This is a genomic window from Nocardioides epinepheli (assembly GCF_037936805.1).
GTDB lineage: Bacteria > Actinomycetota > Actinomycetes > Propionibacteriales > Nocardioidaceae > Nocardioides.
The window spans coordinates 1-14,402 of record NZ_JBBMMC010000004.1 but is presented as its reverse complement, the minus strand read 5'-3'; the positions used below and the strand labels follow the sequence as shown (position 1 = coordinate 14,402).

The 14,402-nt window shown below is 72.1% G+C and carries 13 protein-coding genes and 1 tRNA gene; 1 reads left to right on the top strand and 13 read right to left on the bottom strand.

Features of this window, described 5'->3' with window-relative positions; all coding sequences use genetic code 11:
- Position 1: 1 nt before the first annotated feature.
- The 13 genes from WMR31_RS06680 to argS all read right to left on the bottom strand — a co-directional run bounded on the left by WMR31_RS06680 (position 2) and on the right by argS (position 14,019).
- Positions 2 to 502, bottom strand: a complete 501-nt coding sequence (locus WMR31_RS06680) for a hypothetical protein (RefSeq protein WP_340538007.1) — start codon at positions 500 to 502, stop codon at positions 2 to 4.
- Positions 503 to 588: 86 nt separating this feature from the next.
- Positions 589 to 1,758: a glycosyltransferase family 4 protein gene (locus tag WMR31_RS06675; protein WP_340538006.1), complete on the bottom strand. Its 1,170-nt coding sequence runs from the start codon at positions 1,756 to 1,758 to the stop codon at positions 589 to 591.
- A complete protein-coding gene (locus WMR31_RS06670) occupies positions 1,758 to 2,606 on the bottom strand; it encodes an L-threonylcarbamoyladenylate synthase (RefSeq protein ID WP_445321609.1) in 849 nt (282 codons plus the stop codon). Before WMR31_RS06670 ends, WMR31_RS06675 begins: the two co-directional genes overlap by 1 nt.
- Positions 2,607 to 2,611: 5 nt before the next feature.
- Positions 2,612 to 3,484: a peptide chain release factor N(5)-glutamine methyltransferase gene (gene prmC / locus WMR31_RS06665; RefSeq protein ID WP_340538004.1), complete on the bottom strand. Its 873-nt coding sequence runs from the start codon at positions 3,482 to 3,484 to the stop codon at positions 2,612 to 2,614.
- Complete coding sequence (gene prfA / locus WMR31_RS06660; protein ID WP_340538274.1) at positions 3,481 to 4,554, bottom strand: peptide chain release factor 1; 1,074 nt, start codon at positions 4,552 to 4,554, stop codon at positions 3,481 to 3,483. Before prfA ends, prmC begins: the two co-directional genes overlap by 4 nt.
- Before the next feature lie 100 nt (positions 4,555 to 4,654).
- The gene (rpmE, locus tag WMR31_RS06655) at positions 4,655 to 4,879 is read right to left on the bottom strand and encodes a 50S ribosomal protein L31 (protein WP_340538003.1); all 225 of its coding nucleotides are present in this window, start codon (positions 4,877 to 4,879) and stop codon (positions 4,655 to 4,657) included.
- Between the two features lie 145 nt (positions 4,880 to 5,024).
- Positions 5,025 to 5,390, bottom strand: a complete 366-nt coding sequence (locus tag WMR31_RS06650) for a response regulator transcription factor (protein WP_340538002.1) — start codon at positions 5,388 to 5,390, stop codon at positions 5,025 to 5,027.
- Entirely contained in the window at positions 5,390 to 7,327 is a 1,938-nt protein-coding gene (rho, locus tag WMR31_RS06645) for a transcription termination factor Rho (protein ID WP_340538001.1), read from the bottom strand. The genes WMR31_RS06650 and rho overlap by 1 nt, the downstream gene beginning before the upstream one ends.
- A gap of 244 nt (positions 7,328 to 7,571) precedes the next feature.
- Positions 7,572 to 8,525 carry a homoserine kinase gene (gene thrB / locus WMR31_RS06640; protein WP_340538000.1) on the bottom strand — a complete coding sequence of 318 codons (954 nt, stop codon included), beginning with the start codon at positions 8,523 to 8,525 and terminating at the stop codon, positions 7,572 to 7,574.
- Entirely contained in the window at positions 8,522 to 9,607 is a 1,086-nt protein-coding gene (gene thrC, locus WMR31_RS06635) for a threonine synthase (RefSeq protein WP_340537999.1), read from the bottom strand. Before thrC ends, thrB begins: the two co-directional genes overlap by 4 nt.
- Positions 9,604 to 10,932: a homoserine dehydrogenase gene (locus tag WMR31_RS06630; RefSeq protein WP_340537998.1), complete on the bottom strand. Its 1,329-nt coding sequence runs from the start codon at positions 10,930 to 10,932 to the stop codon at positions 9,604 to 9,606. Before WMR31_RS06630 ends, thrC begins: the two co-directional genes overlap by 4 nt.
- Positions 10,932 to 12,332: a diaminopimelate decarboxylase gene (lysA, locus tag WMR31_RS06625; protein ID WP_340537997.1), complete on the bottom strand. Its 1,401-nt coding sequence runs from the start codon at positions 12,330 to 12,332 to the stop codon at positions 10,932 to 10,934. Before lysA ends, WMR31_RS06630 begins: the two co-directional genes overlap by 1 nt.
- A gap of 10 nt (positions 12,333 to 12,342) precedes the next feature.
- The gene (gene argS / locus WMR31_RS06620; RefSeq protein ID WP_340537996.1) at positions 12,343 to 14,019 is read right to left on the bottom strand and encodes an arginine--tRNA ligase; all 1,677 of its coding nucleotides are present in this window, start codon (positions 14,017 to 14,019) and stop codon (positions 12,343 to 12,345) included.
- A gap of 107 nt (positions 14,020 to 14,126) precedes the next feature.
- On the opposite strand from argS, the gene WMR31_RS06615 reads away from it, so the two are divergent.
- Positions 14,127 to 14,202 (top strand) — tRNA-Arg (locus WMR31_RS06615).
- The last annotated feature ends 200 nt before the right edge of the window (positions 14,203 to 14,402 follow it).

The following is a 14,402-nucleotide window of genomic DNA, read 5'->3' as shown; positions in this document are numbered from 1 at the left end:
CTCATCGCTCACTCCCCTCCAGCCTCGAACCGGACCCCGACGAGGCACCGGACTCCGGGAGGTCGTAGAGCGGGATCCGAGCGCGCATCGCGTGCACCACCAGGCACACCGTCCACGCCGCGGCGACCGTCAGCACGCCGGCGGCGAACCACTGGCGGGAGAGCACGTCGTCGAGGTTGTCGACGCCGCTGAGGACCACCAGGAGCCCCGCGAGCAGCACCATCTGGAGGGTGTAGGTGAGCACCGCGACCAACAGGGAGGCGCCGGGCATGAGACCCGCGACCATGTCGACGATCGCGAATCCGGTGGCCAGCACGAGCAGGGTCACACCGGCGCCGACGAGGACGCCGACCGCGGCCGCCGAGCCGCCGAGCCACAGCCCGAGCAGCGCGGCCAGCGCGCTGCACACCGAGGCAGCGAGCACCGCTGCACCGAGCGCGGCGACCCCGTAGGGTCGAGCGGCCCGAGCGGCTGGTGCCGGTGCGGTCGGATCGGTCGTCATCTGGCGGCCGTTTCATCTCGTCAGGGGGCTGGCGGGGTCGCAGTGAGGGCGATTCTCAGGCGCCCTTCAGGTGCTCGTGAAAACTATCACAAGGTCGCCTCACCCGTCGTTTCGGGGTCCGCACTCTCGAGCAGACGCGGGCGGTGCACGACCGGGACGACGAAGGTGAGCACCAGCGTCACCACGGCCGCACCCGCGATCGTGAGCCAGACCGCGGTTCCGGTCGCCAGGCTCGCCAGGACCGTGCCGAAGGCGATCAGGCCGGCCCACAGCCACATGATCATCACCGCCCGGCGGTGGGAGTGACCGATCTCGAGCAGCCGGTGGTGCAGGTGCTGCTTGTCGGCTGCGAACGGCGATCTGCCGGCTCTGGTGCGTCGGACCACGGCCAGGACGAGGTCGACCAGCGGCACGATCAGGATCAGGATCGGCAGGGCGACCGGCAGCAGCATCGGCAGCAGGCTGGCCCGGGTGCCGTCGGCCCCGAAGGCGACGTCCTCGTTGGTGAACTGGGTGGTCACCGTGATCGCCGACGCCGAGAGCACCAGGCCGATCAGCATCGACCCGCTGTCGCCCATGAACAGCCGCGCCGGATGCACGTTGTGGACCAAGAACCCCGCACACACTCCGGCCAGGGCCGCGGCCAGCAGGGCGCCGGTGGTCGCGCGCGTGACGCCGTTGGAGACGCTGAGCTGGTAGCAGTAGAGGAAGAAGGCCACCGCGGTGATTCCCACGACCCCGGCGGCCAGACCGTCGAGCCCGTCGACGAAGTTCACCGCATTGATGCTGGCCAGCACGATCAGGGCGGTGAGGAGTGCTCCCTGACCCTTGTCGAGGGAGAACTGGACGTTGTCGGGCTGCCAGAAGTAGCGGAACTGGATGCCGGAGTAGATCAGCAGTCCCACCGCGAGCACCTGGCCGCCGAACTTGGTGAGGGCATCGAGCTCGAAGATGTCGTCGAGGACGCCGACGCCACAGATCAGCGCGCCGGCGACGACCACCGACCTGGCGTCGTCGAAGATCCAGGGCGGGCTGTCGGGTCCCGACAGGAATGGCAGTCTCTGCGCCACCAGGTAGGCGGCGACCAGGCCGCCGAGCATCGCGATGCCCCCGAGGTAGGGAATCGGCTCGGCGTGCACGTCGCGGTCGCGCACGGCCGCGACCGCGCCGGTGCGGATCGCGATCTCGCGGGCCACGACGGTCAGCAGGTAGGTGACCGACGCCGCGACGAGGAAGACCAGCAGGTACTCGCGCATCAGCCCTCGTCCGGATCGCCCGGGCCGGCCAGTGGATCGGCCAGTGGGTCGGACAATGGGTCGGGCAGCGGGTCGGTCAACGGATCCGGTGCAGCCGCCGGGGCCGGTGGAGCCGGAGCTTCCGGAGACGCCGCGGGCTGGTGAGGCTGCTTGGCGAGCCGGTCCGGCTCGCCCGTCCCGGGCGCGGCGCTGTCGGGAGCGGAGTCGAGCAGGCTGGTCCCCAGCGGGCTGAGCACGTCGTTGAGCCGGGTGATCGAGAGGGCGCCGTGGCGCAGGATCCGGCCCTCGGGCCCGGTCGCGTCGACGATCGTGGAGGCCTCGCCGCCGCGCGACTCCCCTGCGTCGATGATCACCGCGACCCGGTCGCCGAGCATGGCCTCGGCCCTGTCGGCGTCGGTGGCGGCCGGCTCGCCGGTCGTGTTGGCCGAGCTGACCGCCAACGGCCCCGTGCGTTCGAGGACGGCGCGAGTCAACTCGTCGTCGGGCATCCGGACCGCGACGGTGCCGCGGGTCTCGCCGAGGTCCCAGAGCAGGGAGCTCTGCTGGTGCAAGACGATGGTCAGGGGTCCGGGCCAGAACTCGGCGACCAGCTCGCGGACCCATGGCGGGACGTCGCGGGCCAGGGCATCGAGGGTCGCGGCGCTGGCGATGAGCACCGGCGGCGGCATCTCACGCCCGCGCCCCTTGGCCGCGAGCAGGTCGGACACCGCATCGGCGGAGAATGCGTCCGCGGCGATCCCGTAGACCGTGTCGGTGGGCAGGACGACGAGCTCGCCGCGCTGGAGGGCGATGCTCGCGGCCTCGATCGCGGACTCGCGCTCCGCGTCGGTGGTCGTGGGATAACGCACCCGCGTCATCTTGCCAGCCGCGCGGTGAGGAAGCGCGGACGGTCGGCGAGGTCGCGGTGGTCGCGGACGTCGCTCCAGCCGCCCGCGTCGAGGAAGACGCCCGGCGCGCTCTCGCCCTGGACGTCGGCGTGCTCGGCACCGACCACTCCCCCGGGCCGCAGCAGCAGCCGTGCCCGCCGCTGGAGCACCCGGATGGCGTCGAGCCCGTCGTCGCCGGAGAACAGGGCGAGGTGCGGGTCGTGGTCGCGGGCCTCGGGGGCCACCGACTCCCACGCCTCGAGCGGGATGTAGGGCGGGTTGCACACGACGACGTCGACGGTCCCGGCGAGGTCGTCGAAGGCGTCGTCCATCGAGCCCGCACGCAGGTCGACGCCGGTGCCGGCCAGGTTGCGACCGGCCCACACCAGCGCAGCCTCGTCGAGCTCGACCGCGTGGACCTCGGCCGCCGGCACCTCGTCGGCGACGGCGCGCGCGATCGCGCCCGAGCCGGTGCACAGGTCGACCACGACCGGCGCCCGGCCGGCGAGATCCGCGATCTCGCGGGCCTGGTCGATCGCCCACCCCGCCAGCAGCTCGGTCTCCGGCCGCGGCACGAACACACCGGGCCCGACCTGGAGCTCGACGTGCCGGAAGCCGGCGGCTCCGGTCAGGTGCTGCAGCGGCTCGCGGGCCGCCCGGCGGGCGATCAGTGCGAGAAAACGGTCGTGGTCGTCCGCGGCGACCTCGTCCACGAGGGGCAGGGCACCCCGCGTGATGCCGAGAGTGTGGGCGAGCAGCTCGGCGGCGTCGTGCTCGGGACTCTGGACGCCGCCGTCGCGAAGCCGGACGACGGCCTGCGCGAGCACCTCGCGCCGCGGCCGCCGCGGGTCGGACGTCATTGCTCGAGGGCTTCGAGCCGAGCGGCGATGTCGGCCTCGACGCTGGACTCGACCACCGGCTGGAGGTCGCCGTCCAGGACTGCGTCGAGGTTGTAGGCCTTGTAGCCGGTGCGATGGTCGGAGATCCGGTTCTCGGGGAAGTTGTAGGTGCGGATCCGCTCGGACCGGTCGACCGTGCGGACCTGGCTGCGCCGGGCGTCGCTTGCCTCGGCGTCGGCTGCCTCCTGGGCCGCGGCCAGCAGGCGCGAGCGCAGGATGCGCAGCGCGGACTCCTTGTTCTGCAGCTGGCTCTTCTCGTTCTGGCAGCTGGCCACGATGCCGGTCGGCACGTGGGTGATCCGTACGGCGGAGTCGGTGGTGTTGACGCTCTGCCCGCCCGGTCCGCTGCTGCGGTAGACGTCGACGCGCAGGTCGTTCTCGTCGATCGAGACGTCGACCGGCTCGGCCTCTGGAAGCACCAGCACGCCGGCCGCACTGGTGTGCACCCGCCCCTGGGACTCGGTGACCGGGACGCGCTGTACCCGGTGCACCCCGCCCTCGTACTTCAGCAGTGCATACGGCGTCGCCCCGGGCTCGGCGCTCGCCTTGGCCTTGACCGCGAGCGTCACGGACTTGTAGCCCCCGAGGTCGGACTCGGTGGCGTCGATGATCTCCACGCTCCAGCCGCGCTGCTCGGCGTAGCGGGTGTACATGCGCAGCAGGTCGCCGGCGAACAGCGCCGACTCCTCGCCGCCCTCCCCCGACTTGATCTCGACGATGGTGTCCTTGTCGTCGGCGGGGTCGCGGGGCACGAGCAGGCGGCGCAGCCGCTCCTCGGCCTGCGGGATGCGTGCGGCGAGTGCGTCGGCCTCCTCGGCGAAGGCGGGGTCCTCCGCGGCCAGCTCGCGGGCGGCCTCGAGGTCCTCCCCGAGCCCGCTCCACTCGCGCCAGGCGCCGATGATGGCGTTCAGCTCGGCATAGCGCCGGTTGAGCCGCTTGGCCAGCTGCGCGTCGGCGTGGGTCTCCGGCTCGCCCAGCCTGCCCTCGATCTCGCGGTGCTCCTCGAGCAGCCCCTCGACGGCCTCGAACACCTGCGCCTCCCTCGCTCGTGCGTCAACTGCGTCAGACACGGCTCAGCGCCGACCCCCTACGCCCCGGGAACGGGGGCGGCGGATCGGCGCTGAGCGGAGGCTACTTCTTGGCGTCGGCAGCCTTCTTGGCGTAGCGGGCCTCGAAGCGGGCCACGCGGCCGCCGGTGTCGAGGATCTTCTGCTTGCCGGTGTAGAACGGGTGGCACTGCGAGCACACGTCGGAGCGGATGACGCCCGAGGTGACTGTGCTGCGAGTGGTGAACGTCGCGCCGCAGGTGCAGGTGACCTCGGTGTTGACGTACTCGGGGTGCGTGTCCTTCTTCATCTTCTGTGTCCTCTCTTGTGCTCCGGGTCGCCGCACGGCGTGCGACGTGAACCGGAACCGCCTGACATCGTAGGTAACAGCGCCCGCCCCGTCACAATTCCGGGCGGGCCCGGCACCGTCGGCGGTGCTCGACCTGGATCCATGCTCAGCGCGCGAGCAGCGCCTCCACGCGGGTGCCGAGCTCTCGTGGGCTGAACGGCTTGGTGAGGTAGTCGTCGGCACCCGAGCCGAGCCCGGTCGCGACGTCCTTGTCGAGCGAGCGGGCGCTGAGCAGGAGCACCGGCAGGTCGAGCAGGTCCAGGTCGGCACGGATCAGGCGGACGGTGTCGAGTCCGGACATTCCCGGCATCGTCACGTCGAGCACGCACAGGTCCGGACGCTGTTCGCGGCACGCGTCGAGGACGGCCGCGCCATCGCTCACCGCCACGATCTCGTGGCCGAGGGTCGTCAGCTTGAACTCGATCAGGTCGCGGATGTCGAGGTCGTCGTCGGCGACCACGATCCGCGCCATCAGGGACCCGTCCGGCCGGCCCTCGACGAGGTGCCGGACCCGCGCTGCACGGCCATCAGCAGCTCGATGTTCGTCTGCGAGGCATCGAGGCGCTCGGTGAGCGCCTCGAGAGCCTGGCGCGGGTCGAGGTCGGCCAGCGTCGCCCGGAGCCTGCGCGTGATGTCGAGCTCCTGCTCGCTCATCATCAGGTCCTCGTGACGGGTGCCCGAGGCGCGCACGTCGACGGCGGGGTACAGCCCCTGCTCGGCGAGGTCGCGGCTGAGGCGCAGCACCTGGTTCTCGGTGCCGCGCAGCTCCTCGAGGATGGCCTCGTCCATCGCCGAGCCGTGCTCGACGGCGGTGGCGAGGATGGTGAGCGAGCCGCCGTTCTCGATGGTGCGAGCCGCGCCGAGGAAGCGCTTGGGCGGGTAGAGCGCGCCGGCGTCGACGCCGCTGGGCAGCACCCGCCCCGACGCCGGAGCGGAGAGCTGGTAGGCGCGGGCCAGCCGGGTGATGCCGTCGAGCAGGATCACCACGTCGTGGCCGAGCTCGACCAGCCGCTTGGCCCGCTCGACCGCGAGCTCGGCGAGCACGGTGTGGTCTCCGGCCGGACGGTCGAAGGTGGAGGAGACGACCTCGCCCTTGACCGAGCGCTGGTAGTCGGTGACCTCCTCGGGCCGCTCGTCGAGCAGCAGCACCATCAGGTGCGCCTCGGGGTGGTTCGCGGTGATCGCGGCGGCCAGCGAGTGCAGGACCGACGTCTTGCCCGACGTCGCGGGCGCGACGATCAGGCCGCGCTGGCCCATGGCGACCGGCGCCACCAGGTCGACGATCCGGCCGACGTGGTTGCCGGGCTCGGTCTCCAGGCGCAGCCGCTCAGAGGGGTGCAACGGGGTCAGCTTGTCGAACTCCGGGCGGGTGCGGTGGGCGTCGGGCTCGTTGCCGTTGACCGAGTCGATGCGCACCATCGGGTTGAACTTCTCGCGGCGCTCGCCCTCGCGGGGCTGGCGCACCTGACCGACGATCGCGTCACCGCGCCGCAGACCGAACTTGCGGACCATCGAGAGCGACAGGTACACGTCGTCTGGCCCCGGCAGGTAGCCGCTGGTGCGCACGAACGCGTAGTTGTCGAGGACGTCGAGGATCCCCGCGGCCGGCACCACCACGTCGTCCTCGAGGATGGTCGTGTCGGGCTCGTGGCGCTGCTGGCCCCCGTGGTTGCCCTGGCCGCCCTGGTTCTGGTTGCCGCCGGGCTGGCCCTGTCCGGACTGGGCTCCGGCGCGATTGCGATCGCGGCCGCGACGTCGGCGGTTGCGCCCGGTGCGCGCCTCGCCCTCGCCGGCGTCCTGGTGCTCGGGCTCGCTGCGCTGATCGGGGCGGTGGTCGGGGCGCTGGTCCTGTCGCGACTCGGCCTGCTTGCCCGGTCGCTCCTGCTGCTCCGGCTTGTCCTGGTGCTGCGAGGCGTCCGGGCGATCGGCGGGGGGCTCGGAGTCGTGCTGCTTGCCCTGCTTGTTCGCCTTGGCCTGCTTGGCCTGCTTGCTGCCCTGCTTGTTCTGCTTGTTGCCCTGCTTGCCCGGCTTGCTCTGCTTCTCCTGCTGCTCAGGCGCCGGGGTTGTCTCCTTCGCAGACGGCGTCGACGTCGCCGCCGGCTCGGTGGAGCGGTCCGGCTCGGCGACCGGCAGCTCGGGCTGGCCGCCGTCGGCGCCGCTGCGCGAGGACGCCGCGCCGCCGGTCTGCTTGCGGGGCCGGTCCGCCCCCTGAGCCGCCTGGCTGGACTGGCCGGACTGCGCGGCCTTGATGGCCTCGATCAGCTGCGCCTTCTTCATCGACCCGGCGCCGCGGATGCCCATCGGGCCCGCCATCGCCTTCAGGTCGGCCAGCAGCATCGAGCTGAGCCCACCACCACGCTTGCGCGCGGTCGTAGGGGCGTCGACTGGAGTGTCAGGGGTGTCGGTCACGTGAGTCCTTCGCACGGTCGCGTGTCACGGTGGAGGCCGGCGTCGAGTCGCCGGCGGAGGGGCCGCTCGGGTTTCCGAGGTGAAGTCACCGCATCGGATCCCGAAAGACCCCGGTGACGCGCCACCAGAGGGCGCGGGCACAGGCTAACACCACGCCGTCCGCCCCGCAGGAACGCCGACCCGTCAGCTATAGCGGACGGGTCACCGCACATTTCACGCTGACCCGTCCGCTATGGCTGACGGGTCAGCGTGGATCGCGGGTCACCTGGGCACCACGAGTCGAGATGGGGAGGGCTCGGGCGGTCCAGCCGTCGGGGCAGCGCGCCAGGAGCGCCGCCTCGGCGGCGGGATCGGAGACGTCGGCGACGAACGCCAGGACGGTGGGTCCAGCGCCGGAGACGACGGCGGCGATGCCCTCGGCACGCAGGGCACGAACCAGCGCCAGGGAGTGGGGCATCGCGGGCTCGCGGTAGTCCTGGTGGAGGTAGTCGCGGGTCGCGGTGACCAGCCACCGCGGCTGCCCGGACAGTGCGGCGACCAGCAGTGCGGTGCGCCCGCCATTGGCCGAGGCGTCGGCATGCGGCACCTGCTCGGGCAGTAGCCCGCGCGCCAGCTCGGTGGAGAGGCCGGTCGGTGGGATGAACACCACGGTGCCGACGCCGGGCGCGACGGGGGCGGTCGCGCTCCAGAACTCCGCGCCGGGCTCGGGGTCGCGGCCGGAGACGGTGAGGCCGCCGAAGAGGGCCGGGGCGACGTTGTCGGGGTGGCCCTCGATGCCGGCTACCAGCTGGAAGACCGCCTCGTCGTCGAGCCGCTCGACGCCGTCGGCCACCAGTCCGCGTGCCAGCAGGACGCCGCCGACGATGGCCGCGGACGACGAGCCGAGCCCGCGCGCGTGCGGGATGACGTTGTGACACCGCAGCCGCAGCCCCGGCGGCCGCGCGCCGAGCAGGTCGAAGACGTGGTGCATCGCGCGCACCACCAGATGGGTCTCGTCGAGCGGGACGTCGCCGGCCCCCTCCCCCTCTACCAGGATCTCCAGGCCGTCCGGGGTCACCTCGGCCTCGACGTCGTCGCGGAACTCCAGCGCCAGACCCAGCGCGTCGAAGCCGGGGCCGAGGTTGGCCGAGGTCGCGGGCACGCTGACCCGGACCGGGCCCGCGACGAACTCCGCGGCCCCGTCGGGCAGGTCGCTCACGTGAGACCCGCGGCGGCCGCCGCGTCCGCGACCTCCGCGTCGACGACGGTGTCGACCAGGTCGCCGAAGCCCTCCAACGCGGTGGCGGTGTCCTTCAGCCCGTGACCGGTGACGGTGATGACGACGCTCGCCCCCGCATAGGACTCACCCTGCGCGAGCTCCTGGAGCAGTCCCGCGACCCCCGCGGCCGAGGCCGGCTCGACGAACACGCCGTCGTTGGCGGCGAGCTCGCGCTGGGCGGCGAGGATCTGGGCGTCGCTCACCGCGGCGAAGCGGCCCTCGGACTCCTTGGCCGCTCGCTCGGCGAGATGCCACGAGGCCGGGTTGCCGATCCGGATCGCGGTGGCCTTCGTCTCGGGGTCGGGGAACGGCTCGCCGGTGACCAGCGGTGCGGCCCCCTCTGCCTGGAAGCCGCGCATCACCGGACGCCGCGTCGCGAGCCCGAGCCCGGCGTACTGGGTGTAGCCGAGCCAGTAGGCCGAGATGTTGCCGGCATTGCCGACCGGCAGCAGGTGGTAGTCGGGGGCGTCGCCGAGGAAGTCGACGACCTCGAAGGCCGCGGTCTTCTGGCCCTCCAACCGGACCGGGTTGACCGAGTTGACCAGCGCGACCGGGTAGTCGGCGGCCAGGCCGCGCGCCATGTCGAGGCAGTCGTCGAAGTTGCCGCGCACCATGATCACCTGGGCGCCGTGCAGGATCGCCTGCGCCATCTTCCCGGCGGCGATCTTGCCCTCGGGGACCAGGACCAGCGGCTTGAGGCCGGCCTTGGCGGCGTAGGCGGCCATCGAGGCCGAGGTGTTGCCGGTGGAGGCGCACACCACCGCCTCCGCGCCGGCCGCCTTGGCCACCGAGATCGCGGCGGTCATCCCGCGGTCCTTGAAGGAGCCGGTGGGGTTGTTGCCCTCGACCTTGAGGTGCACCCGCGCGCCGGTGAGCCCGGAGAGCCACTCGGACTGCACCAGCGGCGTGCCGCCCTCGCGCAACGTGACCGCCGGGGTGCCCGCGGGGATCTCCAGCAGCTCGCGGTACTCCTCGACGACCCCGCGCCACTGGTGCGTGGGCTGGAAGGCTGCACTGCTCACTCGTCGGCTCCTTCGACGCGCATCACCGAGGTGACGTCGCGGACGATGTCCATGCCCCGCAGGTGCGCCACGGTGTCGCTGAGCTGGGCGTCGGTCGCGCCGTGCGAGACCAGCACCAGCTGGGCGTCGTCGCCGCGGCCCTCCTGACGCATGGTCTGGATCGAGACGCCGTGCTCGGCGAAGGCCTGCGCGATCGCGGCGAGGACGCCGGCGCGGTCGTCGACGTCGATCCCGACGTGGTAGCGGGTGCGGGTCTCCCCCATCGGCAGGACGGCGCGGTCGGCGTAGGCGGACTCGCCGACGCCGCGGGTGCCGGCCACCTGGTTGCGTGCCACGGTCACCAGGTCGCCCAGCACCGCGCTCGCGGTGGGCGCGCCCCCGGCGCCGGGGCCGTAGAACATCAGCTGTCCGGCGGCGTCGGACTCGACGAACACCGCGTTGTAGGCCTCGCGCACGCTGGCCAGCGGATGACTGCGCGGGATCATCGCGGGGTGCACCCGGGCGGTGACGGTCTCCTCGCCATCGCTCCCGTCGGCCCCTGCAGCGCTGTGCAGCTCGCAGATCGCCAGCAGCTTCACCACGCAGCCCATGTCGCGGGCCGAGGCGATGTCGGCGGCGGTGACCTCGCTGATGCCCTCGCGGTGCACGTCGGCGGCGGTGACCCGGGAGTGGAAGGCCAGCGAGGCGAGGATCGCGGCCTTCGCGGCGGCGTCGAAGCCCTCGACGTCGGCGGTGGGGTCGGCCTCGGCGTACCCGAGGTCCTGGGCCTCCTCGAGCGCCTCGGCGAACCCGGCGCCGGAGGTGTCCATCTTGTCGAGGATGAAGTTGGTGGTGCCGTTGACGATGCCCAGCACCCGGGTGACGCGGTCGCCGGCCAGCGACTCCCGCAGCGGTCGCAGGATCGGGATGGCACCGGCGACCGCGGCCTCGTAGTAGAGGTCGCGGCCGGCCTTCTCGGCCGCCTCGAACAGGGTGGGGCCGTCCTCGGCCAGCAGCGCCTTGTTCGCGGTGACGACGCCGGCGCCGTGCTCCAGCGCGCTCAGGATGAGGCTGCGGGCCGGCTCGATGCCGCCGATCACCTCGACGACGAGGTCGACGTCGGGGCGCGCGACCAGGCCCGCGGCGTCGGTGGTGAGCAGGCCCTCGGGCAGGTCGACGTCGCGAGGCGCGTCGATACGGCGTACCGCGACCCCGGCCAGCTCGACCGGACGGCCGACGCGAGCAGTGAGGTCGTCGGCCTGCTCCTGCAGCAGGCGCACCACCTGCGAGCCCACGACCCCGCACCCGAGGATCGCCACCTTGAGCGGCTTCTCACCGTCTGTCATCACGCACCCACGTCCGTAGCCAGCAAATCGTCCTCAGTCTCCCGCCGAAGCAGGACCCGCGTCTCGCCGTCCCGCACCGCGATCACCGGCGGCCGGAGCGCGTGGTTGTAGTTGGAGGCCATCGAACGGCAGTAGGCGCCGGTGCCGGGCACCGCCAGCAGGTCGCCGGGTGCGACGTCGGCGGGCAGGAACTCGTCGCGGACCACGATGTCGCCGGCCTCGCAGTGCTTGCCGACGACGCGGGCCAGCACGGGCGGCGCGGCCGAGGCGCGCGCGGCGATCGTGCAGGAGTAGTCGGCGTCGTACAGGGCGGTGCGGATGTTGTCGCTCATGCCGCCGTCGACCGAGACGTAGGTGCGCACGGCGCCGCCGTCGAGGGCGACCGGCTTGACGGTGCCCACGGTGTAGACGGTGCACATCGACGGGCCGACGATCGCCCGGCCGGGCTCGATCGAGAGCCGGGGCACCTCGATCTCGAGCCCACGGCACTCGTCCTGGACGATCTTCGTCATCTCCGAGGCCAGCCGTGCGGGCTCGGAGGGATCGTCCTGGGTGGTGTAGGCGATGCCGAAGCCGCCGCCGAGATCCATCTCCGGCATGGTGACGCCGAGCTCGTCGCCGACGCGGGCGTGCAGCCGCAGGACCCTGCGCGCGGCGACCTCGAACCCGGAGGCGTCGAAGATCTGGCTGCCGATGTGGGAGTGCAGGCCGAGCAGTCGCAGGCCGGGGGCGGCCTCGACCCGGCGGACGGCGTCGAAGGCGTCGCCGCTGGTGATCGAGAACCCGAACTTCTGGTCCTCGTGGGCGGTCGCGATGTACTCGTGGGTGTGGGCCTCGACGCCGGCGGTGACTCGCACCATCACGCCCTGGACCAGGTCCAGCTCCTCGGTGATCTGAGCCAGGCGCTCGATCTCGGCGAAGGAGTCGACGACGATGCGCCCGACGCCGGAGGCGACCGCGCGGCGCAGCTCGGGGTGGGTCTTGTTGTTGCCGTGGTAGCCGATCCGGGCGGGATCGAACTGCGCGCGCAGCGCGATCGTGAGCTCACCCGGAGAGCACACGTCGAGGCTCAGCCCCTCCTCGGCGACCCACCGGGCCACGCTCGTGCACAAGAACGCCTTGCCGGCGTAGTAGACGTCGTAGTCGGCGAAGGCGTCGCGGAACGCCTGAGCGCGCGCACGGAAGTCGGCCTCGTCGAGGACGTAGGCGGGGGTGTTGTGCTCGGCGACCAGATCGGCCACCGCGACGCCACCGACCACCAGGTCGCCGTCCTCCTTGTGGGCCGTGCTGCTCCACAGCGAGGCGACCAGGGCGTTCGGGTCGGTCGGCGGCTGCAGCCAGTTCGGTCCGCGCAGCCCTCCGGGCGCATGGGCCCACCCGGCCTCGTGCGTGGTGCTCATCGAGCGGTCCTCACATCCGCTCGGGGGCACTGACCCCGAGCAGCCCGAGGCCGCTGGCGAGCACGGTGCTGGCGGCGACGGTGAGCAGCAGCCGGGCGAGGTTGACCGGCGCGACCGGCTCGTCACCCTGCGGCAGCATGCGGCACTCACGGGTGTCGTACCACCGGTTGAAGGTCGCGGCGAGGTCCTCGAGGTAGCGCGCGATCCGGTGCGGGGCACGCAGCTCGGCGGCGCTGGCCACCACCCGCGGGAACTCCGCCAGGGCGCGCAGCAGCTCGCCCTCGCGCTCGTGGCTGAGCAGCGAGACGTCGAGGTCGCCGAGGTCGCTCGGCAGGCTCATGCCGAGGTCGGTGGCGTTCTCGATCATCCGGCGCGTGCGCGCGTGGGCGTACTGCACGTAGTAGACCGGGTTGTCGTTGGAGGCCTTGGCCCACAGCTCGAGGTCGAGGTCGATGTTGACGTCGCTGGAGTAGCGCGCCAGCGCGTAGCGGGCGGCGTCGACACCGATCGCGTCGACGAGGTCGTCGATCGTGACGACGGTGCCGGCCCGCTTCGACATCCGCAGCGGCTCGCCGTCCTTGAGCAGGTTGACCATCTGGCCGATGAGGATCTCGAGGTTCTGGCCGGGCTGGTCGCCGAAGGCGGCGCACATCGCCATCATCCGGCCGACGTAGCCGTGGTGGTCGGCCCCGAGCATGATGAAGCACCGGTCGAAGCCGCGTTCGCGCTTGTCGAGGTAGTAGGCGAGGTCGCCGGACAGGTAGGCGCCGTTGCCGTCGGACTTGATGATGACGCGGTCCTTGTCGTCACCGAACCTCTCGGTCCGCAGCCACAGCGCGCCGTCCTGCTCATAGGTGTTGCCGAGCTCGGTGAGCCTCTCGACGGCCTTCGCGACCGCGCCGCTCTTGTGGAGCTCGTCCTCGTGGAAGTAGACGTCGAAGTCGACCCCGAAGTCGTGGAGGGACCTCTTGATCTCGTCGAACATCATCTCCACGCCGACGGCGCGGAAGACCTCGCGCGCCTCGTCGTCGGGAAGGTCGAGGGCGTCGGGACGTGCGGCCACGACCGCGGCGGCGATGTCGTGGATGTACTGGCCGCCGTAGCCGTCCTCGGGCGCCGGCTCACCCTTCGCGCTGGCCAGCAGCGAGCGGCTGAACCGGTCGATCTGGGCGCCATGGTCGTTGAAGTAGTACTCGCGGGTGACCGCGGCGCCGGAGAAGGAGAAGATCCGGCCCAGAGCGTCGCCGACCGCCGCCCACCGCACGCCGCCGATGTGCAGCGGGCCGGTCGGGTTGGCCGAGACGAACTCCAGGTTGATCTGCTCTCCGGCCAACAGGTCCGAGGAGCCGTACCGCTCCCCCGCCGCGACGATGTCGGCTGCGACCTGGCCCTGGGCGCCGGCGTCGACGGTGATGTTGAGGAAGCCCGGCCCGGCCACGTCGACAGCCGCGATGCCCTCCGCCTCGCGCAGCGTGGCGGCGAGGAGCTCCCCGAGGGCACGCGGGTTGGTGCCGGCCTTCTTGGCCAGCTGCAGCGCGACGTTGGTGGCGTAGTCGCCGTGCGACTTCTCACGCGGCCGCTCCACCGTGACCTCGGTCGGGACGCCGTCGGGCAGGGCGAGATCGCCCCGCTCGACGAGGGCGCCGAGGGCGTCGACGACGGTGGCGGAGAGCTGCGCGGGATTCACTCTCCAAGCCTATCGGCGCTCACCGGTTTCCCTCGCACCAGTGACGACCGGTAGTGTCCCCTCCGCGTCGACGACGAGGGCCTTCAGGTACGAGTCCGGCACGCACGGCCTCCGTAGCTCAGGGGATAGAGCACTGGTTTCCGGTACCAGGTGCCGCAGGTTCGAATCCTGCCGGAGGCGCCATGTGATGTCTCAGGACATCGGAAACTCCCGGACCTACAACTTGTAGGTCCGGGAGTGGTCATTTCGGGGTCGTGCGGGTGGGTCCGCGGGGTGCTCCGGTGGGTTGGTAGTCGCGGTTGGGATCGATGACGAGCTCGCGGAGCAGCTCGCCGGTGGCGGCGTCGATGACGCGGACGTCGAGGTCGTGGACGAGCAGGATG

Coding starts and splice junctions, on each gene's coding strand:
- WMR31_RS06630 (WP_340537998.1), bottom strand. CDS start 10,932: ATGACAGACGGTGAGAAGCCGCTCAAGGTGGCGATCCTCGGGTGCGGG.
- WMR31_RS06680 (WP_340538007.1), bottom strand. CDS start 502: ATGACGACCGATCCGACCGCACCGGCACCAGCCGCTCGGGCCGCTCGA.
- lysA (WP_340537997.1), bottom strand. CDS start 12,332: ATGAGCACCACGCACGAGGCCGGGTGGGCCCATGCGCCCGGAGGGCTG.
- WMR31_RS06650 (WP_340538002.1), bottom strand. CDS start 5,390: ATGGCGCGGATCGTGGTCGCCGACGACGACCTCGACATCCGCGACCTG.
- prmC (WP_340538004.1), bottom strand. CDS start 3,484: ATGACGTCCGACCCGCGGCGGCCGCGGCGCGAGGTGCTCGCGCAGGCC.
- WMR31_RS06675 (WP_340538006.1), bottom strand. CDS start 1,758: ATGCGCGAGTACCTGCTGGTCTTCCTCGTCGCGGCGTCGGTCACCTAC.
- rpmE (WP_340538003.1), bottom strand. CDS start 4,879: ATGAAGAAGGACACGCACCCCGAGTACGTCAACACCGAGGTCACCTGC.